We start from the raw sequence: 21,731 nt of genomic DNA on the forward strand, positions 1-21,731 counted from the left end.
GCGTCCTTCGCGGGGACCGCCGTCGTCCCGCCCCCCGGCAACGGGGGTGCGGCGGTCCCCGCGCATAGCTTTTCCGGCGTGCTCACGCCCTCGTGGTGGCCCAACTCCCCAGAGCGAGCTGCGGCTGCGCACCGACAACCCCAGGACCGTCGGGAGGCTCAGTCCTCCCAGCGGTCCCCGTCCTTGGCCGACCCGCGGCGCCAGCCCCGGAAGATGCCGGGGTGGGTGCGCGCCGCCTGGACGACGTTCACGCCGACGATGCCGACCCAGGTGACCAGCAGACCGGAGAGGCCGGCGACGCCGCCGCCGATGCCGGACAGCGGAATCGCCACGACCAGCGAGACGATGCCGAAGCCGAAGCGCTCACCGAAGGAGTCCGTCGGTTTGGGTGTCCGCGCGCCGCGGGCCGCCACCATCTGCTGCTCGGCCAGCCGGCGCCGCATCCCGCGCTCGACCACCCCGTCGATACGCTGGTCGACCTTCTCCAGGAACGAATCGACCAGCGCGGACTCGTACTCGTCGCCCAGTTCCCTGCGGGCCTGCAGGGTGGCGTTGAGTTCCTTCTTGAGCTCGGTGTCCCGAGCTTCCATTCCGGTCATACGCCTCAAGGTAGGCAGCGCCGGAGCGGGTCGCACTGGGGCTAGCCCCCCTGTTCATGTGGGGGTGTACGGCACTGCCGGGTCACTTCACCAGCCCGTGCTCCTCGGCGTACGCGTTCGCCACGTCCTCGGGGTCTTTCTTGTCCTTGTCGACCTGCCGGTTCAGCTCGGTGAGCTGGGCGGTGGTCAGGGCGTTGCCGAGTTCGGCGAGGGCCTTGCGGACGGTGGAGTCGGCCTTGCGGTCGGCGATGAGCGGGACGACGTGCTGGCCGGGGATGAGGTTCTTGGGGTCGGTCAGCACGACCCAGTCGTTGGCCTGGATGTCGGTGTCGGTGGTGAAGAGGTTCGCCACGTCCACGTCGCCCTTCTTCAGGGCGCCCTTGACCAGCGGCCCTGAGGAGTCCAGGGACTTGAACTCCTTGAACTCGACGCCGTAGACGTCCTTCAGGCCCACGGCCCCGACCTCCCGCTTCTTCACCTCGGGCGCCGCGCCGATGACCAGCTTGCCGTTCTGCTTCTTGAGGTCGGCGAGGGAGGTCAGGCCGTACTTCTGGGCGGTCTCCCGGGTGACGACGAAGGCGTCGGAGTCCTCGGCCATGCCGTACGGCAGCACCTGGAGGCCGCTGGGCAGGGCGATCGTCAGGGCGTTCTGCATCTCGCCCTCCTCCGTCGCCGTCGCCTTGGGGGCGACGTAGTGGAGCAGGGCGCCCTGGTACTCGGGGAGCAGGTCGATGTCGCCGCCCTTGAGAGCGGGGATCAGGATCTCGCGGGTGCCGAGGTTGGGGCGGACCGTCACCTTCACGCCGGCCTCCTGGAGCACGGCGGCGTACAGGTACCCGAGCACCTGGTTCTCGGTGAAGTTGGCGGTGCCGATGGTGATGCCGCCCTTGCTGGAGCCGCCGCCGGAGCCGGAGCTGCCCTCGCCTTCGAGGGAGGTGATGCCGCTGGAGCAGGCGGCGAGGGCGGGGACGGAGGCCGCTGCGAAGAGGCCGCCGAGGAGAGTGCGTCGGTTCATCGAGGGGTCCTAAGCGGTGCGGTGGCGGAAGAGGAAGCGCTGGAGGCCGGACAGGGCCAGGTCGAGGGCTACGGCGACCACGGCGACCAGCACCGCACCGCCGAGCACCTGCACGAGGTCGCGCTGGGCGAGGCCGTCGAAGACGTAGCGGCCCAGGCCGCCGAAGGAGACGTACGCGGCGATGGTCGCCGTGGCCACGACCTGGATCAGTGCCAGGCGCAGGCCCGTCATGATCAGGGGGAGTGCGAGGGGGAACTCGACCTGGAACAGGACCTGGTGGCCGCGCATCCCCTGCCCGCGCGCCGCGTCCTTCACGTCCGGGTCGACGGCCGTCATCCCCGCGTAGGTGTTGGTGACGATCGCCGGGACCGCGAGGGCGACCAGGGCGACGTAGACCGGCGTCATCGACAGCCCGCTGGCCAGGAAGACCAGCACGACCAGGCCGACGGTCGGCAGGGCGCGGCCGAAGGACGCGAGGTTGATGGCGAGGAAGGCGCCCTTGCCGGTGTGGCCGATCAGCAGGCCGAGGGGGAGGCCGATCGCCGCCGCGATGAGCGTGGCGAGCAGCGAGTACTGGAGGTGCTCGGCGAGGCGGTGGCCGATGCCGTCGGGGCCGGCCCACTGCTCGCCGCTGACCAGCCATGCGCCGAGGTTCTTGAAGAGTTCGTACATGTCAGGCTCGCCGCCTCCGCCACGGGGTCAGGACGTACTGCAGAGCGACCAGCAGGGCGTCCGCGACCACGGCGAGCAGGAGGGTGAGGACCACTCCGACGATCACCGGGGTCGGGAAGTTGCGCTGGAAGCCGTCGGTGAAGAGCTGGCCGAGGCCGCCGTCGCCGATGTAGGTCGCGACCGAGACCAGGGAGATGGACATGACGGTCGCGATCCGGACGCCGGCCATGATCACGGGGAGCGCGAGCGGAAACTCGACGGTCAGGAGCGTGCGCAGGGGGCGCGTGCCCATCGCCTTAGCGGCCTCCTTCACCTTCACCGGGACCGAGTCGAGGCCCTCGACCGTGTTCCGGAGCAGGACGACCAGGGTGTAGACCGTCAGGCCGATCACGGTCGTGGTGCGGGTCAGGCCGGATACCGGCAGCAGGAGCACGAAGATCGCGATCGACGGGATCGTGAACAGCACGTTCGAGAGGCCGAGCAGGAAGCCGCGCAGGGGGCGGACCCGGTGGGCGATCACCGCGAGGGGGAGGGAGATGAGGACGCCCAGGAAGACGGCGGTGAGCGCGGCCTGGAGGTGGGAGATCGTCAGGGTGGTGAGGTCGTCGGTGTGGTCGCCTATCCACGACCAGTCGATCGTCATGCCGCCACCCGGGCTTCCGAGTGCGCCTGGCCCGCGTGCTCGTGGATGTCGTCGCGGGACGAGACGCCGGTGAGGATGCCGTCCGCGTCCACGCGGGCGATCAGGCCGGTGGGGGAGGCGATGGACTCGTTGAGGGCCGAGAGGAGGGAGTCCTCGTCCTTGAGCGGCCGTACGGGGAGTTCGGCGTCCTTCGAGGCCCAGTGCAGGGGCTTGTTCGCCTCGTCGAGGACCAGGCTCCAGGTGCCGCCCTCCGGCGCCGGGCCCTGCGGGACGGCCGCGAGGGTCCTCAGGCTCAGCAGCTTCAGGCCGCGCTCGGCGCCGAGGAAGTCGGCCACGAAGTCGTCGGCGGGGCGGGCGAGGAGCTCGGTGGGGGAGGCGCACTGGACGAGGTGGCCGCCGGTGCGGAAGATCGCGATCTGGTCGCCGAGCCGTACGGCCTCGTCGACGTCGTGCGTGACGAAGACGATGGTCTTGCTCAACTCCTTCTGGAGCCTGAGCAGTTCGTCCTGGAGCTGGGTGCGCACGACGGGGTCGACCGCGCCGAACGGCTCGTCCATCAGCAGCACCGGCGGGTCGGCGGCGAGCGCGCGGGCCACGCCGACGCGCTGCTGCTGGCCGCCGGAGAGCTGGTGCGGGTAACGCTTGCCGGCGTCGGCCGTGAGACCGACCGTCTCCAGCAGCTCCGCCGCGCGGGAGCGTGCCTTGCGGCGGCTCCAGCCGAGCAGCAGCGGCACGGTGGCGATGTTGTCGAGCACCGTGCGGTGCGGGAACAGGCCCGCCTGCTGGATGACGTACCCGATGGAGCGGCGCAGCTCGGCGGCGTCCTGCCGGGTGACGTCCTTGCCGCCGACCTGGATGGTGCCGGAGGTCGGCTCGACCATCCGGTTGATCATCCGCAGGGTGGTGGTCTTGCCACAACCGGAGGATCCGACCAGGACGGTCACGCCACCCTCCGGCATCTCCAGGGAGAGATCATGGACTGCTGTCGTGCCGTTGGGGAAGCGCTTGTGGACCGCGTCGAACTGGATCATGAGATGTCCCTTGCCCGGCTGTATAACGTCATGCAGAGTTCTCGGTAGGTGAATAACTTGTCAACGGGTTGGTGTAAATCCGAAGTAACGGATGACTGAACCGCGAGATCGGATGTCCGGATTGAGGGGTGTTTGGGCTTGATGTCGTCTCGGATCGTGGACACGCCGGATGCTGTGTCTCCCGGGCATACCGGCTTGGTCGTCCTCGACGGGATCGGGCTCGGCGTCGAGGACGTCGTACGCCTGGCCGAGGGGACCGCACGGCCGGTGCCCGCGACCGACGCGATGAAGCGCGCCGAGGAGTCCTGGGACGCGGCCCGGCTCATCGCCGCGACCGGGCGCGTCTACGGCCGCTCCACCGGCGTGGGCGCGAACCGGAACGAGGACGTGCCCACCGAGGCCGCCGCCGAGCACGGCCTGCGTCTGCTGCGCAGCCATGCCGGCGCCATCGGCGAGGAGCTGCCCGCCCGGCAGGTGCGGGCCATGCTCGCCGTACGGGCCAACCAGCTGCTGGCGGGCGGCGCGGGCCTGCGCCCCACCGTCATCACCGCGATGTGCGAGGCCCTGGAGAGCGGGGCCCACCCGGTGGTGAACGAGTTCGGCTCGGTCGGCACCGGCGACCTCGCGGCGCTCGCCCAGACCGGCCTGGCGCTGGCCGGCGAGCATCCCTGGCGAGGCTCCGGGGCCCCCGAACCGCAGCCGCTCGACAACAACGACGCCCTCGCGTTCATCAGCAGCAACGCCCTCACCCTCGGCCAGGCGGCCCTGGCCCTGCACGAACTGCGCGGGCTCGTCGCCGCCACCCAGGTCGTCGCCGCCCTCTCCCTGCTCGCCGTGGACGGTTCCCACGAGGCGTACGCCGCTCCCGTGCACACCGCCCGACCGCACCGGGGCAGCACCGAGGTCGCCCGCCGCATGCGGGAGCTGATCGGCGCCGAGGACCGGCCCACCCCGCCGCTGGGCCGCATCCAGGACCCGTACGGCTTCCGCTGTCTGCCCCAGATCCACGGCCCCGCGCACGACGCCGCCGACGCCCTGGAGGAGGTGCTCGCGGTGGAGATCAACGCCGCCGCCGAGAACCCCCTCATCTCCCCCGCGGACATGGCCGCCTACCACCACGGAGGCTTCTACCAGGCCCAACTGGCCCTCGCCCTGGACCACTTCCGGCTGGCGCTGACCCAGGTGGCCCGGCTGTCCACATCCCGGCTCTCCACCCTGAACGAGCCCGCCTACACCCGCCTGAAGCCCTTCCTCGCCGACCACGAGGCCGCCTCGTCCGGGGTGATGATCCTGGAGTACGCAGCCGCGGCCGCCCTCGGTGACCTGCGTGCCTTCTCCGCTCCCGCCTCGCTCGGCCACGCTGTACTCTCCCGGGGCGTGGAGGAGCAGGCCAGCTTCGCCTCGCTCGCCGCGCGGCAGACACTGCGCGCGTGCGGCGCGTACCGTCTCGTCGTCGGCTGCGAACTCGTCGCCGCGGTACGGGCGTTGCGTCTGCGTGGCCTCAGGCCCGACCCTGAGCTTCCGGCGGGGCGGGCGATGGAGCTGGCCGAGTCGGTGCTCGACGACGACCCGGCCGACCGGCCGCTCACCGATGACGTGACGGCGGCGGCCGCACTGCTGGACCGGTTCACGGAGATCTGGAGGGGGAGCGCCGCATGAGTGCGGACAGGACCACGAACGGGACGGACAGCCCCGCCGCGCGACTTCAGGCGCTCTTCGAGGGGCACCGGCTCACGCCGACCCAGCGCCGCATCGCGCACAGCATGGTGCGGCGGGCCGCCGACGTGCCGTTCCTGTCCAGCGTGGAGCTGGCCGAGCTGGCCGGGGTCAGCCAGCCGTCGGTGACCCGCTTCGCCGTCGCCCTCGGCTTCGACGGCTACCCGGCGCTGCGCAGGCATCTGCGCGAGGTCGCGCCCGTGGAGTCGGCGGTCGACGCCGGTTCGTACAACGAGTACCAGCAGGCCGTCGAGGCCGAGATCGAGAACCTCAAGCACCTGGCCGAGGTGCTGGCCGACCCGCGCCCGGTGCAGAAGGCGGGGCGCCTGCTCTCGGCCTCGCGCCCGCTGCCGGTGCTCGGCCTGCGCGCCGCCGCCTCCCAGGCGTACGGCTTCGCCTACTTCGCCGCCAAGGTCCATCCGGACGTACGGCTGCTGCACGAGGGCGGCACGATGATCCACGACCGTATCGACGCCGCCGTACGGGCCGGCGCGACGGCTCTGCTGTGCTTCGCGCTGCCCCGGCATCCGCGCGAGGTCGTGGACACCCTCGCCTATGCCAAGGAGGCCGGGCTGACCGTGGTGACGGTGGCGGACTCCGCCTTCGCGCCGGTCGCCAAGGTCTCCGACCTGCTGCTGCCCGCCGCCGTCGGCACGGGCCTCGCCTTCGACACGGCCTGTGCGCCGATGCTGCTGGGCCGGGTCCTGCTGGAGGCGATGTGCGACGACCTGCCGGACGCGCAGGCGCGGCTGGAGGAGTTCGACGCGCGGGCGATGGCGCGGGGGTTGTTCGTCGAGTGACCTCAGCCGAGTGACCTCAGCTGAGTGACCTCAGTCGATGACCTCAATCGAATGACCTCATGACGTCCGAGTGAGTTCTTAAGGCTCGTCTCACGTTGGCTGGCTAGCGTGCGCGCACAGCATCTGGACAGACAGGGGACGGGAGGCCGGACGTGGTGCGCGCAGGAGGGCAGGGGCTGGCTCGGGTGGCCGTCGTCGTACGGGCCGGGTCGGCGCCGTTGTGGTGGCTCGGGGTGTTCGCGGCGGGCATCGGGGTGCTGGTGCCGGGGCTGACGGGGCGCCGGATCGGGGTGCTGGCCGGGGCGGCGCTCTTCATCGTCGCGACGGCCTTGGTCGCGTACGCCCGACGCAAGCGCTACACCGTCCTGACCCGCTCGGCCGCCCGAGCCGGCAAGCACGACGTGCTCCAGGACCGGGCGGTGGCCGTGCGCAACTGGCGCCGGGGTCACCGCTGGTGGCTGCTGCTGGCGTTCCTCGCCGCGCTGGGCAGCGCGTTCGCCGTGCCCGCGGCGGGCGGGATGCTGCTCGCGGGGTGCGGGGCGGGGCTGCGGCTCAAGGCCGCGTGGCTCGGGCGTCGGGAGCGGGACGGGAACGCCCTGCTGTGGGTGCGGGTCGACTGGCTCGACGGGCGGGGCGGCCGCCCTGCGGGCAAGGCCGTGAAGGCCTACCGCAGTACGGGTATCGCCGCGGGCGACGCGGCCCCGGGCGGGGCCCGCCGTCGCACCGCGGCGCTCGTGTAGCTCAGTCCTCGCGGACGGTCCGGATCAGACCTCCAGGTCCTCCTCGATCTTCTTCAACTGGTGCCGGGCCATCGCCAGGTTCGCCCGCTTGGAGTCGAGCACCAGGTACAGGAAGAGCCCGTTGCCTCCGCGTCCTGCGATCAGCCGGATCAGGTGGTACTGGTCGGTGAGGGTGATCAGGATGTCCTCGATGCCGCCCTTGAGGCCGAGGTGCTCCATCGTGCGCATCTTGGCGCGGACGACGTCCGTGTTCCCGGCGGCGGCGACATTGAGGTCGAAGCTCTTGCTGCCGCCGAGCGTGCCGAGCGCCATCCCGCTGGTGTAGTCGACGAGCGCGACTCCGGTCGCGCCCTCGATCGAGGCGAGGCATTCCTTCAGCGTGGTCTCGGTGTTGGCCATGACGTGTGTTCCTCTCAACTCTCGGTAGTGGTACGCGCGTTGGCGGTGGTGCGTGCGGTACGCGCGTTTCTCGTCCGGGTGGGCATGGGTTTGGCGGGCTCCTTGGCGGAGCTCTTGGCGGAGCTCTTGGCAGGGCTCCTGCGCGGAGGCGTCGCTTCCGCGTCGACGAGCTCTCCGATGCGGGCACCGGCGCGGCGGCCCTCCAGGTGGAGCCGGCCGACGTTGACGCCGTCCTCGGCGAGCAGCGTCAGCACGGCGGTACGGCCCGCCGCGTACGTCGCCACATAGCCGTCCGCCCCGCGCACCAGCAGTTCGCGGAAGTCGCCCCGTCCGGTCGCGTCCGTCACCCGCACCGCGACGCCGAGCGCGGCGGCGGTCAGGGCGGCGAGGCCGTCCGGTTCGATGCCGGGGGTGTCGTGGGCGAGGACGAGGCCGTCCACGCCGGCCGCGAGCGCTCCGGTCAGCTGGGGCACGCGGGCTCTGAGCCGACGGAACTCGTCGAGTATCGGGGCCTCGGCCGCCATCAGGTTTCTCCTCTCGGCGCGGGACCGCTGCGGTGGGCGAGGCACCCCGGCCGGCTCACGGTCCTCGAAGGGTTTGCGGTCAAAGGGCCTCCAGCGCATCCCTGACCCTCTTCAGCAGCGCGACGTAGGGATCGGCGGCGGCGTCGTCGGGCGGGGGGTCGGGGGCGGGCGGCGCCTGCGGGGACACGAGCCCCGCTGCGGCCAGCCGCCGTAGGTGCACGAGCGTGTGGAACGCCGGTCTGCCCAGCTCCCGCGCGATGTCCGCGGCCCTGCGCACACCGTCCACCTGGGCCAGTACTGCGGCCTGCCGGGACGGGACCGCGGGCGCCGCGACCGGATCGGCCCGGATCAGGGGCGCGGTGTCGGTCGCCGGGTCGGGCCAGATGCGGCGCAGCAGGGTGCGACGGCGCAGTGTCTCGCGCTCCAGGTCGGCGACCGGCACGGGATGCACGGAGGCGAGCCAGTGCGCGGTGCCGTAGCGGAAGCGGCCGGGCGTGCTGCTGGGTGCGAGGGCGAAGTACGCGGCGTCGTACACCGCGCTCACCTGGGCCAGCTCCAGCGCGCCCGGCGTGACGCCGTGCCGCAGGAGCCGCTCCTCGTCGGCACTGTCCTCGACGTCCTGCCAGGCCTCGGCGTCGAGGGCGCCGTGGGCTGTGAGGAGCAGGCCGAGGCTGGGGGCGAGCGGGCTCTCGGCGTGCACCACCCGGCCCTCGGCGAGGTGGAGCGTGCCGTGCTCGCGGTCCAGTACTCCGGTGGCCCGCTCCTCCGCGAGCCGGGTCAGCATCGGGGAGACGCCGCCCCCGGCCTGCTTGAGGGCCGCCTGCCGGTCCCGGACCGGCAGCTGCGGCGGCGGGGTGTCGATCACGGTCATCCCAGCACCAGCCGTTCGGCCATCTCGCCGAGCCGGATGCGGGCGAGCGCGAGATTGCCGTCCGCCCTGGCCAGCCACAGGTACAGGAACACGCTGCTGTCGAAGGACGTCGGCACGAACCGCAGCACGTGGTAGCTGTCCCGGTTGCTGAGGATCAGGTCCTCGACGGGCGGATCCGCGTCGTCGGAGCCGTCGGCGTCGTCGGCGGGCCCGAACGCGTGCTGCTCGGCGGCCAGCCGGGCCAGCTCGGCCGCCTCGGCCGCCGCCGTCTCGTGATCGCCGCCCGGAGGATCGCCCACGGTGCCCAGGGCCAGTCCGCTGGTCCAGTCGACCAGCGCGGCGCCCCGCGCACCGGGCAGCCGCATCGTCTCCAGCAAGCACTCGTCGATTCCGGGCACCGTCGCTCCCCTCCCGCCTGGGGTCCGGCTGAGTGACGGCCAAACTACGCAACGTGTGTGCGGCGAGTGAGCGTTCGGGCATTTTCCAGTGGAACATGCGCCGAGTGACTAGGGTGGGTCAACTGACCCTGTTTTCGCGTGACTTGATCGCGTATGGAGTACTGCTGCCGTCTGGCCTACGTCAACGGCGCTTCGGCGCGGGCAGGGTGGTGAGCGAGGCCGCGTGCGCCCCTCCTGATTCGGCCACGATCTCGTCGAGCGACTGCGGCTCCCGCACGGTCGCGAAGGCGACGCCCCCGGCACCGTCCGGCACGAAGCCGTAAACGCCGGGCCGGGCAAGGGAGTTGTAGGCGTAGTGATGTGCGAAGTAGTACGCCCCCGTGTCCAGTGCCGCCGCGTAGTCCCCCTGCTCCAGCAGCGGCAGGGCGGCCCCCTCGGCCAGCAGATCGCCCGAGAAGCAGGCCGGCCCGGCCACGTCCTGCACCACGGCCGGACCCTCCTTCGCGCGCCCCTTGCCGTCGTACGCCGCGATCCGCAGCGGCCAGCTCCCCGGCACGTACACCGTCCGCGTCGCGACCTGCACGCCCGCGTGCGTCACCGCCACCGGCCGCCCGCCCGCGCTCTTCGCGTACTCGACCCGCGTCACGATCGTCCCGTGCTTGGCCAGCAGCGACCGCCCGAACTCGGTGACCAGCCCGTACCGCCCGTCGAACAGTCCCGGCACCGCCTCGCTCAGCAGCCGCGCGTACTGCGCGTACGTCGGCGTGGTCGCGTCCGACGCGAAGTTCACCGGCAGCCCGCCGCCGATGTCGAGCGTGTCGATCTGCCGCCGTCCGATCCGCCGGTTGATCTCCTCGGCGAGCGCGTACGTCTGGGCCACCCCCTGCGTCATGAGCGACAGCGGGATGCCCTGCGAGCCGGTGTGCGCATGCAGCCGGGTCAGCCACGGCCGGTCCTGATAAGCCCGTACGACCCACTCCCGCGCCCCCTCGTCGCGCAGCGCCACCCCGAACTTCGATGTCGCCGTGGCCGTGGACGTCGCCTCGATGGAACCCCCGCCGACCTGCGGATTCACCCGGATCCCGAGCGGGGAGCGGCTGGCGGCCGACCTCATCAGAGCGTCGATGCGGTCCAGCTCCTGCGGGTTGTCCGCGTTGACGGCGATGCCCAGCGCCAGCGCCTCGCGCAGCTCGGCCGGCGTCTTCGCGGGCGAGTCCAGCACCGTCGCCTCCGGGCGCAGCCCCGCCGTCCGCGCCAGCGCCAGCTCACCCGGGCTGGCCACCTCCGCGCCGATGCCCTCCTCGCGCAGCAGCCGCAGCACCGGCACCAGCGGGGTCGCCTTCACCGCGAAGGCGTGCAGCACCGGCGTGCCCGGCGCCACCACCGCGTCGAACGCCGCCCGCAGCGCCGCCGCGGACTCCCGGATGCCGGTCACGTCGAGCAGCCCGACGATGGGGGCGGCGGGCCCGAGCAGCCCCTGCTCCACGGCGGCCCGCACCGCGTCGTCGCGCCGGGCGGCCCGGTCGGCGTCCCATGCCGGAATCTCGATTCCGTTGCCCACAACATCCCCCGTCATGTCCTTGTACGAGCCCATGCATCCAGCCAAACACCCGGGACGCGCCGGCGCTGGCGCACGAATGTATTGACTAGTTCTATTCAGGAAGCCAGGATGTGAATATCCACCTCAACAGTTCGCAGTCACAGTCCGCTGGGAGGCAGACCATGTCAGGACCCCGCCCCGTCCGAGCGCCGCGCGGTACGGAACTGAGTGCCCTGGGATGGCAGCAGGAAGCCGCCCTGCGGATGCTGCAGAACAACCTCGACCCCGAGGTCGCCGAGCACCCCGACAAGCTCGTCGTCTACGGCGGCACCGGCAAGGCGGCCCGCGACTGGCGCTCCTTCGACGCCATGGTGCGCACGCTGCGGACCCTGAAGCAGGACGAGACCATGCTGGTCCAGTCCGGCCGCCCGGTCGGCGTCATGCAGACCCACGAGTGGGCTCCGCGCGTCCTCATCGCCAACTCCAACCTCGTCGGCGACTGGGCCAACTGGGAGGAGTTCCGCCGCCTGGAGGCCCTCGGCCTGACCATGTACGGCCAGATGACGGCCGGCTCCTGGATCTACATCGGCACCCAGGGCATCCTCCAGGGCACGTACGAGACCTTCGCCGCCGTCGCCGCCAAGAAGTTCAACGGCACCCTCGCCGGGACGATCACCCTCACCGCCGGTCTCGGCGGCATGGGCGGCGCCCAGCCCCTTGCGGTGACCATGAACGACGGCGTCGCCATCTGCATCGACTGCGACCCGCGCGCCATCGAGCGGCGCATCGAGCACCGGTACCTGGATGTGAAGGCCGACAGCCTGGAGCACGCGCTGCAGCTGGCCACCGAGGCCCGTGACGCCCGCCGCCCGCTCTCCATCGGCCTGCTGGGCAACGCCGCGGAGCTGCTGCCGCGCATGCTCGCCGAGGGTGCGCCGATCGACATCGTCACCGACCAGACCTCGGCCCACGATCCGCTGGCCTACCTGCCGCTGGGCGTCGCTTTCGAGGACATGGCGTCCGCCGCCGCCAAGGACCCGGCCGGCTTCACCACCCGGGCCCGTGAGTCCATGGCCAAGCATGTCGAGGCCATGGTCGGCTTCATGGACGCCGGTGCCGAGGTCTTCGACTACGGCAACTCCATCCGGGGCGAGGCCCAACTCGCCGGATACGAGCGGGCGTTCGCCTTCCCCGGGTTCGTGCCGGCCTACATCCGCCCGCTGTTCTGCGAGGGCAAGGGCCCCTTCCGCTGGGCGGCCCTCTCCGGTGACCCGGCCGACATCGCCAAGACCGACAAGGCGATCCTGGATCTGTTCCCGGAGAACGAGTCCCTTGCCCGCTGGATCAAGATGGCGGGGGAGCGGGTGCACTTCCAGGGCCTGCCCGCGCGCATCTGCTGGCTCGGTTACGGCGAGCGGGACAAGGCCGGTGAGCGCTTCAACGACATGGTGGCGTCCGGCGAGCTCGCCGCGCCGCTGGCCATCGGCCGCGACCACCTCGACTGCGGTTCCGTCGCCTCGCCCTACCGCGAGACCGAGGCCATGCTCGACGGGTCCGACGCGATCGCCGACTGGCCGTTGCTGAACGCCATGGTGAATGTGGCGTCGGGTGCCTCCTGGGTCTCCCTTCACCACGGTGGCGGCGTCGGCATGGGCCGGTCCATTCACGCCGGGCAGGTGACGGTGGCCGACGGTACGAAGCTCGGTGGGGAGAAGATTCGCCGAGTGCTCACCAACGACCCCGGTATGGGCGTCATCCGGCACGTGGACGCGGGGTACGACATCGCGGATTCGGTCGCCGACGAGCGGGGCGTGCGGGTCCCGATGCGTGAAGGTGACGACGCGTGACCTTCCACAGCATGTGGGCGGAGCTGCTGCCGATCGGCCGCAGCTCCGCCTCCGGCGGCTACCGCCGCTTCGCCTGGACCGGAGCCGACTCCGACTGCCGGGCCTGGTTCAAGGAGCAGGCCGAGAGCCGGGGGCTTGACTACGAGGTCGACCGGAACGGGAACCAGTGGGCCTGGCTCGGGGACCCCGCCGCCGGGGACGCCGTCGTCACCGGGTCGCATCTCGACTCCGTGCCGGACGGAGGTGCCTTCGACGGGCCCCTCGGTGTCGTCTCCTCCTTCGCCGCCCTCGATGAGCTGCGCAGCCGGGGTGTCGGCTTCACCAAGCCCCTCGCCATCGTCAACTTCGGCGATGAGGAGGGCGCCCGGTTCGGGCTCGCCTGTGTCGGGTCGCGGCTCACCGCCGGGCAGCTCACCGTCGAGGGCGCGCACAGGCTGACCGACGGGGACGGGGTCAGCCTGCCCCGGGCCATGGAGGCCGCCGGGTACGACCCCGACACCATCGGCGCCGACCCCGAGCGGCTCGCGCGCATCGGTGCCTTCGTCGAACTGCATGTAGAGCAGGGTCGGGCCCTCGACCTGTCCGGCGACCGGGTCGGCCTCGCCAGCGCGATCTGGCCGCACGGCCGGTGGCGGTTCGACTTCCGGGGCGAGGCCAACCACGCGGGGACCACCCGGCTCGTGGACCGGCGCGACCCCATGCTGACGTACGCCGAGACCGTGCTCGCCGCCCGCCGGGAGGCCGGACTCGCCGGTGCCGTCGCCACCTTCGGCAAGATCGCCGTCGAGCCGAACGGCGTCAACGCCATCCCCTCCTTCGTGCGCGGCTGGCTCGACTCCCGTGCCGAGGACCAGGCGAGCCTCGACCGCGTCGTCGGCGGCGTCGAGAAGGCGGCGCGGGAGTACGCGCAGGCCCACGGCATCGACCTCGACGTCGTCCGCGAGTCCTTCACGCCCGTCGTCGAGTTCGACCACGCCCTGCGTGACGAACTGGGCCGCATCCTGGGCAAGGACACCGACCTCACCGTCCCCGTCCTGGGTACCGGCGCCGGACACGACGCCGGAATCCTGTCCGGGAGCATCCCGACCGCCATGCTGTTCGTACGCAACCCCACGGGCGTCTCGCATTCCCCGGCAGAGTTCGCCGCCGAGGACGACTGCGTGGCCGGGGTGCTCGCACTCGCCGACGTACTGGAAGGGCTGGCCTGCAGGTGACATCGAAGACCTACTGGCTGGAGCACGCCTGGCTCGACACCCACGTCGAGCCGGGCGTCGCCCTGACCGTGTCCACAAGCGGCTCCGCCGCGGGCTCGGACGGCCGCATCACCGCCATCCGAACCGACGTCCCCACCCCACCCCCGGGCGCCGAGATCCTCCGCGGGCTCACCCTCCCCGGACTGGCCAACGCCCACTCGCACGCCTTCCACCGTGCCCTGCGCGGCACCGTCCAGGTCGGCTCCGGCACCTTCTGGACCTGGCGCGAGGTCATGTACGCCACGGCCGGACGGCTCACCCCGGACACCTACCACGCCCTCGCCCGGGCCGTGTACGCGGAGATGGCGCTGGCGGGGATCACCGCGGTCGGCGAGTTCCACTACCTCCACCACGCGCCGGGCGGCACCCCGTACGCCGACCCCAACGCGATGGGCGAGGCTCTCGTCGCCGCTGCCGCCGAAGCCGGTATCCGGATCACCCTCCTCGACACCGTCTATCTCTCCTCCGGCTTCGGACAGCCGCCCACCACCCACCAGCTCCGCTTCTCCGACGGAAACGCCGACGCCTGGGCCGAACGCTGTTCAGTTCTCAAGGAACAGGATCACGCGCGGATCGGAGCGGCCATCCACTCCGTACGGGCCGTGCCCGCCGACCAGTTGGAGACCGTGGCACGGTGGGCGGAGGAGCGGCGGGCCCCGCTCCATGTGCACCTGTCCGAGCAGACCGCCGAGAACGAGGCCTGCCTGGAGGCCCACGGCTGCACCCCGACGCAGCTCCTCGCCCTGCACGGCGTCCTCGGACCGCGCACCACCGGCGTCCACAACACCCACCTCACCGCCGAGGACATCTCCCTGATCGGCGGCAGCGGCACCGGCACCTGCATGTGCCCGACCACCGAGCGGGACCTCGCCGACGGCATCGGACCGGCCGTCGCCCTGCAGAACGAGGGCTCCCCGCTCTCCCTCGGCTCCGACAGCCACGCCGTGATCGACCTGCTCGAAGAGGCGCGCGCGATGGAGCTCAACGAGCGGCTGCGCACCCGGACGCGAGGTCACTGGACGGCGGCGGCCCTCCTGCGGGCGGCCTCGGCCGACGGCCACGCGGCCCTCGGCTGGGACGACGTGGGCACCCTGGAGCCGGGCGCACGCGCCGACTTCGCGACGATCGCGCTCGACTCGGTCAGGACGGCAGGGCCGCTTCCGCGGCTCGGGGCCGAGACGGCCGTATTCGCCGCGTCGGCAGCAGACGTGTCGCATACGGTCGTGGGAGGTCGGCACGTCGTGCGGGACGGGGCGCACACCCTCGTACCGGATGTGCCGAAAGCCCTCGCGGACGCCGTCGCAGCCCTGCGCGGATGACGACCGCGGGCCGCCCACCGGCGCGGCCCGCACCCCGGACCGCCTCCGCCCCCGAACCCGACCCCACCGCCGACCAGGCCACCAAGGACGCCATGAGCAACGCGACGACCGTCAGCCCCGCCCACTCCGCGAGCACCGCAAGCACGCTCATCACCAACATCGCCGCCCTGGTCACCAACGACCCCTCCCTCGGTGACAATTCCCCCCTCGGACTGATCCAGGACGCGGCCGTCGTCATCGAAGGCGACCGCATCGCGTGGACCGGTGATCAAAGCAAAGCACCCGCCACTGACAATCGGGTCGACGCAGGTGGCAGGGCCGTCATCCCGGGCTTCGTCGACTCCCACTCGCACCTAGTCTTCGCGGGCGACCGGACGCAGGAGTTCAACGCCCGCATGTCCGGCCGCAGCTACACCGCCGGCGGCATCCGCACCACCGTCGCGGCCACGCGGGCCGCGAGCGACGAGGAACTCGAGGCCAACCTCACCCGTTACCTCCGCGAGGCCCTGCGCCAGGGCACCACCACCTTCGAGACCAAGTCGGGCTACGGCCTGACCGTCGAGGACGAGGCCCGCGCCCTGCGCATCGCCGCCGCCCACACCGACGAGGTCACCTACCTCGGCGCGCACATCGTCTCGCCGGACCACGCCGAGGACCCGGCGTCGTACGTCGCCCTCGTCACCGGCGAGATGCTCGACGCCTGTGCCCCGTATGCCCGTTGGATCGACGTCTTCTGCGAGAAGGGCGCCTTCGACGGCGACCAGGCCCGCACGATCCTCACCGCGGGCAAGGCCAAGGGCCTGCACCCCCGCGTCCACGCCAACCAGCTCTCCTACGGCCCCGGCGTGCAGCTCGCCGTCGAACTCGACGCCGCCAGCGCCGACCACTGCACCCACCTCACGGACGCGGACGTCGACGCCCTCGCGCACGGCAACACGGTCGCCACCCTCCTCCCCGGCGCCGAGTTCTCCACCCGCGCCGAGTGGCCGAACGCCCGCCGCCTCCTCGACGCGGGCGCCACCGTCGCCCTCTCCACCGACTGCAACCCGGGCTCGTCCTTCACCTCGTCCGTCCCGTTCTGCATCGCCCTCGCGGTACGGGACATGGGGATGACCCCGGACGAGGCGCTCTGGTCGGCCACGGCGGGCGGCGCGGCGGCCCTGCGCCGGGAGGACATCGGCCGCCTCACCCCGGGCGCCCGCGCGGACCTGCTCCTCCTCGACGCACCGAGCCATGTGCACCTGGCGTACCGGCCGGGGGTGCCGCTGGTCAGCGAGGTGTGGCGGCGCGGCGTACGCGAGGCCTGATCAGGCGGCCCCCGCCTTCCACCGCTGCTCCGCACCCCCGCTCACCGACTCCAGCGACAGCCCGTCCCCGGCCCCACCGTCCGGCGTCACCGCCCGCTCCACCGCGATGGCCGGCCGGATCAACCCGTCACCGTCCACCACGAACTTCAGGTTCTGCCCGTTGGACCCGTAGACCGAGTCGCACGTCCAGATCCCGACGCCCCGACCCGTCGAACCCCGGCTGTCGAGGCAGTAGTCGGGATCGGCGTCCGACTGGAGCACACCGAGCCCGGAGTCGACCCGCCAGCGCTGGGTGCGGGACGAGGTGCACGGGACGGTGACCACATCGGTGCCGTTGGAGAAGGCGCCGCCCACGTCCAGGCACAGTCCGGAGGAGACGTTCACGACCTGGGCGTAGGCGCTGCCCGGCGGGTGCGTGGGGGAGGGCGACGGCTTCGGCCGTGTCGTCTTCGTCGGCGTCGGACTCTTCGTGGGGGACGGCGATTTGGAGCTGCGTGACGGTGACGGCGAGGGTGAGGACGTCGTCGGCGTCGCCGACACCGTGGCCGTCACCGTCACCGGCGGCACGCTCACCGGCGTGCCGACCGAGCCCACCGGATCCTGCGACGACGAAGAGCCGCCCTGCGCCACCAGGAACAGCACCAGCGGCAGCAACGCCACCCCCAGCGCCGCCGACACCAGCACGACCCGGCGGCGATCCGGGGGCCAACCGCCCTCCGGTGACCGCGCCTTCGCGGCGAGGCCGACAGACCCGCCGCCGCCCACCAGCTCCCCCGCGGCCCTCGCCGCATACGCCGTCCCGCCCCACGGCAGCAGCCCCTCCGCCAGCGCCGTGCGCGGCGCGTCCCGCAGGGCCGACAGTTCCTCGTAAGCCGTCGTGCAGTGCGGGCAGTGCGCCATGTGGGCGTGCAGGTCGGTGCTGTCGCGCGGGCTGTCCGGCCGTACCGACTCCTCGATGAGGCGGCCGAAGTCGGGGCAGGCGGGGTCGTCGGAGGCGGCGAGGCGGGTGCGCAGACAGGCGCGGGCCAGCTGCTGGAGCGCCGGGTCGATGCCGTACGTCACGTCCTCGCGGGTGAGGCCGAGGAGACCGGCCGTCCGTTCCACCGGCTCCCACTCCACCAGGCCGTACCAGATCAGGCCCTGGGTGCGGGACGACAGGGTCTGGAAGGCCGTGAGCATGGGCGGGACCGGGCCGGAGGGGCCCGTCGAGTTCAGGACGAGCAGCAGACCCGCGTCGAGCCCGGCGGCCCGCTCGTCCATGGCCCAGGTCCCGGCCGACCGGGAGGTCAGCAGCAGGAGCCGGTGCCGCCAGGGCAGGCCCGGGTCGACGCCGCGCGCCGTCTGACGGGCCGCCAGCGTGAACGCCTGGGCCGCCAACTGCCGTGCCATGGACACGTTCGGGGTGCACAGGCGGGCGTAGGCGAGGACGGGGGCGTGATGGCGGGCGCGCAACTCGTGGAGCGCCGTGTACGCGGTGGCCGTGTCGGCGCGCAGCAGTTCGGTGAGCCGTGCGTCGGACGCGCCCGCGTGCAGCCCTGGGCCAGAGTCCCTGCCGTCGTCGGCCCGAGCCATCCGCCTGCCTCCTTGCAGCCGTGCGACCCGTCCGGAGTCCTGACTTACCGGCGGGTATGACGGCTCATAGTGGAGGAAGGGAGGCTCTGGGGAAAGGGTTTCTGTGGGTAACCCCTGAACGCGCTGTGCCCGGTGCCCGGCCGACAGATTCGGCGGGGCACCGGGCACAGTGCGTTCGGCGCGGAGGAGCGGCCATGGCTCCTCGGTCGGTCATTCCTCGACCGTCAGCCCTTTTCGGAGCCGGACCAGTGTGCGTGACAGCAGTCGCGACACATGCATCTGCGAGATGCCGAGTTCGTCGCCGATCTCCGACTGGGTCATACCCGCGACGAACCGCAGCGAGAGGATCTTCCGGTCCCGGGGCGGGAGTTCGGCGATGAGCGGCTTCAACGACTCGACGTACTCGATGCCTTCGATGCCGTGGTCCTCGTAGCCGATCCGGTCGGCCAGCGCGCCCTCGGCGTCGTCCTCCTCGGGCTGGGCGTCCAGCGACGAGGCGGTGTACGCGTTCGACGCGGCCATGCCCTCGACGACCTCGTCGTTGGTCAGACCGAGGCGCTCGGCCAGTTCCGCGACCGTCGGTGCGCGGTCGAGCTTCTGGGCCAGCTCGTCACCGGCCTTGGCCAGGTCGAGCCGGAGTTCCTGAAGTCGACGCGGTACCCGGACCGACCACGACGTGTCGCGGAAGAAGCGCTTGATCTCGCCGACGATGGTCGGCATCGCGAAGGTGGGGAACTCCACGCCGCGGCTGAGCTCGAAGCGGTCGATCGCCTTGATCAGGCCGATGGTGCCGACCTGGATGATGTCCTCCATCGGCTCGCTGCGCGAGCGGAAGCGGGAGGCGGCGAACTTGACCAGCGCGAGGTTGAGTTCGACGAGCGTGTTGCGGACGTACGCGTACTCGTGGGTCCCTTCCTCCAGCGACTCCAGCCGCTCGAAGAGGGTCTTGGACAGGGCCCGCGCGTCCACCGGCCCCACCTCGTCATAAGGGGGGATGTCCGGAAGCCCGGCGAGTACGTCGTCCTGCTCGATGGGATCCAGCTGTTCCGGTCGGGGTGCCGACGTCGCGTTCTGGGTATGCGATGCGTCGAGCCGGGGTGACATGATGTCCTCCATCGTTCTCGGCATATGGCTGCCGGAAGCCTTGTGGGTGCACTGCGGTGTGCGGCGCCTCCAAAGCCGGCCGAGTTCGGTTACGTGTCCCTACTAGCCCTACCCGCTTTCGTGAGCCCACCGCAAGTGCGCTCTGTTCCGAAATGTCCGATTCTGCGAGGATGTTCGGGTGTTGAGGGGCGTAGGGAAGGCGTAGTGTTCGAGAGCGTGAGTCAGCAGCCACGACGTCGGGAGTGAGAGACGGCATGGACCGCGGGACCGTCGGCAGCGCACAGTCTGGCCGACTTCTGGTCGAGGTGCGGGAAGAGGGCTCCAGTGCCGTCGTGACCCCGGCAGGTGAGTTGGATCACCACACCGCCGATTTGTTGCGTGAGCCACTTGAGGACTTCCTCGGCAAGGGCTTCAGCCGGCTGGTCGTCGACTGCTCGCGGCTCGAGTTCTGTGACTCCACGGGGCTGAACGTGCTGCTGGGCGCGCGCCTGAAAGCGGAGGCCGCCGGTGGCGGGGTGCATCTCGCGGGCATGCTGCCCGCCGTTGCCCGCGTGTTCGAGATCACGGGTGCCTCGGCGGTCTTCACGCTCCATGACTCGCTCGACGACGCCCTGGTCGACGAGGCCGACGGGCCCGGCTGACCCCTCGCGTCCGCCCCTGCATCGGACGTCACATCATTTGTGCCGAATACGGGGGTGTTCCCTCGGCCCGGTCGGGCAGGAGACACCCTGAAACCGTCGGCTGTGATGTCGGCCACCGGGGGGTGGGGGACTGTGACCGACCTATCAGGCAAGGACCGTGTACGGACGTACCGGCTCTGCGTACTGACTCTTGAATCGTGTGAATGTTGAACGGTGAATCGGTGAGGTGAAGCGCTGATGAGCACCACCCGGCCTTTCTCGCCGGGCGACCGCGGCCCCGAGCCCAGCGGCGCTTCCGGAGCGCCTGAGGGGCCCTCGGGGGCGTCCGGGGGGACCGGGTCGTCCGACGAGCCGGCGGCGGGCCGGCAGGTCCGACGGCTGGACTTCGAGGGCCAGAGCGGGGTCGTCCCGCTCGCCCGGGACTTCGCCCGTCAGGCGTTGTACGCGTGGGGCTGGCTGCCCGCGGCCACCGCCGACCAGCGGGCCGCCGCCGAGGACGTGCTGCTCGTCGTCTCCGAGCTGGTCACCAACGCCTGTCTGCACGCCGAGGGACCCGCCGAGATGGGGATCGCCTGCGACAACAAGGTGATCCGTGTCGAGGTCTCCGACAGGGGCACGGGCCAGCCCGCGCCCCGCACCCCGCACCGCGCGGGCCGGCCCGGCGGCCACGGCATGTTCATCGTGCAGCGGCTGTGCCTGGACTGGGGCGTCGTGCGGACGCCGGGAGTCGGGGGCAAGACGGTGTGGGCGGAGCTGGGGGCACCGGCCTAGGGCGCCTCGACGGCCGTACCGAAGAATCGGTTTGGCTGCCCGGATGAGTCGGTTTGGTCGCCCGAACGAATCGGTTTGGCCGCCCAAAGCTCCGCGACCGCCCTGACCCCGTGTTACCCAGGGTCACCCCGAGGGCATCGCTCTCCACTCGAACCCCCGCACGCGCACGCCGGATCGTCACAACTCCGGCGTGCGCTGTGTCTTCCTTCCTCAAGGCCCCGGGCGTACCTTGACGGCCGATCTGATATGCCGTCAGGAATGAGGGGACCGTGTCGAAGCAGAAGCGAACCGCCGCGCTCGCGACCGCCGCGGCCCTGGCCGGGTCGGCGGTGCTGATGGCCGCCCCCGCGGCCAGGGCCGAGGTCGTCGACGTCAACTACGCCTGCAAGACGCCGATCGGCGACAAGAGCGCCGTCTCGCCCATCGACATCAAGGGCGTCAAGAGCGGCAGCGGCTACAAGATCACCATGTCGTGGCAGAAGGGCGTCTCGTCCAGCCCGGTCGAGCTGGGCAAGGGCGCGATGAACCCGAGCGCCACCATCAAGCTGGGCGGCGCCGACAGCGGCACCATGAACGTGACCGGGCCGGCCAACCAGGAGGCCATTCCCGCCAACACGCCCATCAAGATCAACGACTTGACGGGCACGTACACCCCGAAGAAGACCGGCAAGGTCACCTTCACGGCGGCCGTGCTCACCATCAAGGCCCTCGGTACGACGACCACCTGCACGCCCACCAACAGCCCCGGACCGTCGCTGACCCTCGACGTGACGGCCGCGGGCGGTGGAGGCGGCGGGGGAACCCAGAGCGGCTCCGACTCCGGCGACGAGCTCCCGCAGACCGGCCCCGAGGACTCGGCGATCGCCCTCGGCACCCTCGGCGGCACGGTCCTGCTCGCGGGCGCGGCGGGCGCGCTGTGGCTGACGCGCAGGGGGCAGGCGGTACGCCGCTGACCGGTTTCCTTACGAC

General features: G+C 71.7%; 22 protein-coding genes. 10 read left to right on the plus strand and 12 right to left on the minus strand.

What is annotated here, in order from left to right:
• Positions 1 to 158: 158 nt before the first annotated feature.
• The 5 genes from BLU79_RS07510 to BLU79_RS07530 form a co-directional block, all read right to left on the minus strand.
• Positions 159 to 599, minus strand: coding sequence for a hypothetical protein (locus BLU79_RS07510; RefSeq protein ID WP_177000906.1), 441 nt, complete (start codon positions 597 to 599; stop codon positions 159 to 161).
• Between the two features lie 82 nt (positions 600 to 681).
• A complete protein-coding gene (locus BLU79_RS07515; protein WP_093904799.1) occupies positions 682 to 1,614 on the minus strand; it encodes an ABC transporter substrate-binding protein in 933 nt (310 codons plus the stop codon).
• Between the two features lie 9 nt (positions 1,615 to 1,623).
• The gene (locus BLU79_RS07520) at positions 1,624 to 2,286 is read right to left on the minus strand and encodes an ABC transporter permease (protein WP_093904800.1); all 663 of its coding nucleotides are present in this window, start codon (positions 2,284 to 2,286) and stop codon (positions 1,624 to 1,626) included.
• A 1-nt stretch (position 2,287) separates the two neighbouring features.
• The gene (locus BLU79_RS07525) at positions 2,288 to 2,929 is read right to left on the minus strand and encodes an ABC transporter permease (protein ID WP_093904801.1); all 642 of its coding nucleotides are present in this window, start codon (positions 2,927 to 2,929) and stop codon (positions 2,288 to 2,290) included.
• Entirely contained in the window at positions 2,926 to 3,960 is a 1,035-nt protein-coding gene (locus tag BLU79_RS07530) for an ABC transporter ATP-binding protein (RefSeq protein ID WP_093904802.1), read from the minus strand. Before BLU79_RS07530 ends, BLU79_RS07525 begins: the two co-directional genes overlap by 4 nt.
• 141 nt (positions 3,961 to 4,101) lie before the next feature.
• On the opposite strand from BLU79_RS07530, the gene BLU79_RS07535 reads away from it, so the two are divergent.
• From BLU79_RS07535 to BLU79_RS07545, 3 genes are all read left to right on the plus strand, one after another.
• Entirely contained in the window at positions 4,102 to 5,619 is a 1,518-nt protein-coding gene (locus tag BLU79_RS07535; RefSeq protein ID WP_093904803.1) for an aromatic amino acid ammonia-lyase, read from the plus strand.
• The gene (locus tag BLU79_RS07540; RefSeq protein ID WP_093904804.1) at positions 5,616 to 6,476 is read left to right on the plus strand and encodes a MurR/RpiR family transcriptional regulator; all 861 of its coding nucleotides are present in this window, start codon (positions 5,616 to 5,618) and stop codon (positions 6,474 to 6,476) included. The genes BLU79_RS07535 and BLU79_RS07540 overlap by 4 nt, the downstream gene beginning before the upstream one ends.
• Before the next feature lie 155 nt (positions 6,477 to 6,631).
• Entirely contained in the window at positions 6,632 to 7,216 is a 585-nt protein-coding gene (locus BLU79_RS07545; RefSeq protein WP_371131832.1) for a hypothetical protein, read from the plus strand.
• 24 nt (positions 7,217 to 7,240) lie between these two features.
• Here the strand turns inward: BLU79_RS07545 and BLU79_RS07550 are convergent, their stop codons facing one another.
• The 5 genes from BLU79_RS07550 to BLU79_RS07570 all read right to left on the minus strand — a co-directional run bounded on the left by BLU79_RS07550 (position 7,241) and on the right by BLU79_RS07570 (position 10,984).
• Positions 7,241 to 7,615, minus strand: a complete 375-nt coding sequence (locus tag BLU79_RS07550; RefSeq protein ID WP_093904806.1) for a roadblock/LC7 domain-containing protein — start codon at positions 7,613 to 7,615, stop codon at positions 7,241 to 7,243.
• A gap of 14 nt (positions 7,616 to 7,629) precedes the next feature.
• Complete coding sequence (locus tag BLU79_RS07555; protein WP_093904807.1) at positions 7,630 to 8,139, minus strand: roadblock/LC7 domain-containing protein; 510 nt, start codon at positions 8,137 to 8,139, stop codon at positions 7,630 to 7,632.
• 79 nt (positions 8,140 to 8,218) lie between these two features.
• Positions 8,219 to 9,010, minus strand: coding sequence for a hypothetical protein (locus BLU79_RS07560; RefSeq protein ID WP_093904808.1), 792 nt, complete (start codon positions 9,008 to 9,010; stop codon positions 8,219 to 8,221).
• Positions 9,007 to 9,408, minus strand: a complete 402-nt coding sequence (locus BLU79_RS07565) for a hypothetical protein (protein ID WP_093904809.1) — start codon at positions 9,406 to 9,408, stop codon at positions 9,007 to 9,009. Before BLU79_RS07565 ends, BLU79_RS07560 begins: the two co-directional genes overlap by 4 nt.
• 181 nt (positions 9,409 to 9,589) lie before the next feature.
• Entirely contained in the window at positions 9,590 to 10,984 is a 1,395-nt protein-coding gene (locus tag BLU79_RS07570) for a type III PLP-dependent enzyme domain-containing protein (RefSeq protein ID WP_093904931.1), read from the minus strand.
• A gap of 146 nt (positions 10,985 to 11,130) precedes the next feature.
• Here BLU79_RS07570 and hutU point away from each other — a divergent pair, with 146 nt between their 5' ends.
• Genes hutU through hutI form a run of 4 tightly spaced genes read left to right on the plus strand, consistent with a single transcriptional unit; the run spans position 11,131 to position 16,674 of the window.
• A complete protein-coding gene (hutU, locus tag BLU79_RS07575; protein ID WP_093904810.1) occupies positions 11,131 to 12,795 on the plus strand; it encodes a urocanate hydratase in 1,665 nt (554 codons plus the stop codon).
• A gap of 11 nt (positions 12,796 to 12,806) precedes the next feature.
• Complete coding sequence (locus tag BLU79_RS07580) at positions 12,807 to 14,009, plus strand: allantoate amidohydrolase (protein WP_093904932.1); 1,203 nt, start codon at positions 12,807 to 12,809, stop codon at positions 14,007 to 14,009.
• A complete protein-coding gene (locus BLU79_RS07585; RefSeq protein WP_093904811.1) occupies positions 14,006 to 15,367 on the plus strand; it encodes a formimidoylglutamate deiminase in 1,362 nt (453 codons plus the stop codon). Before BLU79_RS07580 ends, BLU79_RS07585 begins: the two co-directional genes overlap by 4 nt.
• Entirely contained in the window at positions 15,364 to 16,674 is a 1,311-nt protein-coding gene (hutI, locus tag BLU79_RS07590; protein ID WP_093904812.1) for an imidazolonepropionase, read from the plus strand. Before BLU79_RS07585 ends, hutI begins: the two co-directional genes overlap by 4 nt.
• On the opposite strand, the gene BLU79_RS07595 is transcribed toward hutI, so the two are convergent.
• Both BLU79_RS07595 and BLU79_RS07600 read right to left on the minus strand, forming a co-directional pair.
• The gene (locus BLU79_RS07595) at positions 16,675 to 18,246 is read right to left on the minus strand and encodes an RICIN domain-containing protein (protein ID WP_093904813.1); all 1,572 of its coding nucleotides are present in this window, start codon (positions 18,244 to 18,246) and stop codon (positions 16,675 to 16,677) included. It lies immediately after the preceding gene.
• A gap of 210 nt (positions 18,247 to 18,456) precedes the next feature.
• Positions 18,457 to 19,362, minus strand: a complete 906-nt coding sequence (locus tag BLU79_RS07600; RefSeq protein ID WP_093904814.1) for an RNA polymerase sigma factor SigF — start codon at positions 19,360 to 19,362, stop codon at positions 18,457 to 18,459.
• A gap of 242 nt (positions 19,363 to 19,604) precedes the next feature.
• Between BLU79_RS07600 and BLU79_RS07605 the strand changes: the two genes are divergently transcribed.
• From BLU79_RS07605 to BLU79_RS07615, 3 genes are all read left to right on the plus strand, one after another.
• A complete protein-coding gene (locus BLU79_RS07605; protein WP_093904815.1) occupies positions 19,605 to 19,991 on the plus strand; it encodes an STAS domain-containing protein in 387 nt (128 codons plus the stop codon).
• Positions 19,992 to 20,228: 237 nt separating this feature from the next.
• On the plus strand, positions 20,229 to 20,762 hold the full coding sequence (locus BLU79_RS07610; RefSeq protein WP_093904816.1) for an ATP-binding protein: 534 nt from the start codon (positions 20,229 to 20,231) through the stop codon (positions 20,760 to 20,762).
• Positions 20,763 to 21,031: 269 nt separating this feature from the next.
• A complete protein-coding gene (locus tag BLU79_RS07615) occupies positions 21,032 to 21,715 on the plus strand; it encodes an LPXTG cell wall anchor domain-containing protein (RefSeq protein ID WP_093904817.1) in 684 nt (227 codons plus the stop codon).
• Positions 21,716 to 21,731 lie beyond the last annotated feature (16 nt).

The sequence above is a fragment of the Streptomyces sp. cf386 genome (assembly GCF_900103585.1).
In the GTDB taxonomy this organism is placed as follows: Bacteria; Actinomycetota; Actinomycetes; order Streptomycetales; family Streptomycetaceae; genus Streptomyces.

Excerpts from the sequence above, each read along its gene's own strand:
- BLU79_RS07510 (WP_177000906.1), bottom strand. The coding sequence starts at position 599 with ATGACCGGAATGGAAGCTCGGGACACCGAGCTCAAGAAGGAACTCAAC.
- BLU79_RS07515 (WP_093904799.1), bottom strand. The coding sequence starts at position 1,614 with ATGAACCGACGCACTCTCCTCGGCGGCCTCTTCGCAGCGGCCTCCGTC.
- BLU79_RS07520 (WP_093904800.1), bottom strand. The coding sequence starts at position 2,286 with ATGTACGAACTCTTCAAGAACCTCGGCGCATGGCTGGTCAGCGGCGAG.
- BLU79_RS07525 (WP_093904801.1), bottom strand. The coding sequence starts at position 2,929 with ATGACGATCGACTGGTCGTGGATAGGCGACCACACCGACGACCTCACC.
- BLU79_RS07530 (WP_093904802.1), bottom strand. The coding sequence starts at position 3,960 with ATGATCCAGTTCGACGCGGTCCACAAGCGCTTCCCCAACGGCACGACA.
- BLU79_RS07535 (WP_093904803.1), top strand. The coding sequence starts at position 4,102 with ATGTCGTCTCGGATCGTGGACACGCCGGATGCTGTGTCTCCCGGGCAT.
- BLU79_RS07540 (WP_093904804.1), top strand. The coding sequence starts at position 5,616 with ATGAGTGCGGACAGGACCACGAACGGGACGGACAGCCCCGCCGCGCGA.
- BLU79_RS07550 (WP_093904806.1), bottom strand. The coding sequence starts at position 7,615 with ATGGCCAACACCGAGACCACGCTGAAGGAATGCCTCGCCTCGATCGAG.
- BLU79_RS07555 (WP_093904807.1), bottom strand. The coding sequence starts at position 8,139 with ATGGCGGCCGAGGCCCCGATACTCGACGAGTTCCGTCGGCTCAGAGCC.
- BLU79_RS07560 (WP_093904808.1), bottom strand. The coding sequence starts at position 9,010 with ATGACCGTGATCGACACCCCGCCGCCGCAGCTGCCGGTCCGGGACCGG.
- BLU79_RS07570 (WP_093904931.1), bottom strand. The coding sequence starts at position 10,984 with ATGACGGGGGATGTTGTGGGCAACGGAATCGAGATTCCGGCATGGGAC.
- hutU (WP_093904810.1), top strand. The coding sequence starts at position 11,131 with ATGTCAGGACCCCGCCCCGTCCGAGCGCCGCGCGGTACGGAACTGAGT.
- BLU79_RS07580 (WP_093904932.1), top strand. The coding sequence starts at position 12,807 with ATGTGGGCGGAGCTGCTGCCGATCGGCCGCAGCTCCGCCTCCGGCGGC.
- hutI (WP_093904812.1), top strand. The coding sequence starts at position 15,364 with ATGACGACCGCGGGCCGCCCACCGGCGCGGCCCGCACCCCGGACCGCC.
- BLU79_RS07595 (WP_093904813.1), bottom strand. The coding sequence starts at position 18,246 with ATGGCTCGGGCCGACGACGGCAGGGACTCTGGCCCAGGGCTGCACGCG.
- BLU79_RS07600 (WP_093904814.1), bottom strand. The coding sequence starts at position 19,362 with ATGGAGGACATCATGTCACCCCGGCTCGACGCATCGCATACCCAGAAC.
- BLU79_RS07605 (WP_093904815.1), top strand. The coding sequence starts at position 19,605 with ATGGACCGCGGGACCGTCGGCAGCGCACAGTCTGGCCGACTTCTGGTC.
- BLU79_RS07610 (WP_093904816.1), top strand. The coding sequence starts at position 20,229 with ATGAGCACCACCCGGCCTTTCTCGCCGGGCGACCGCGGCCCCGAGCCC.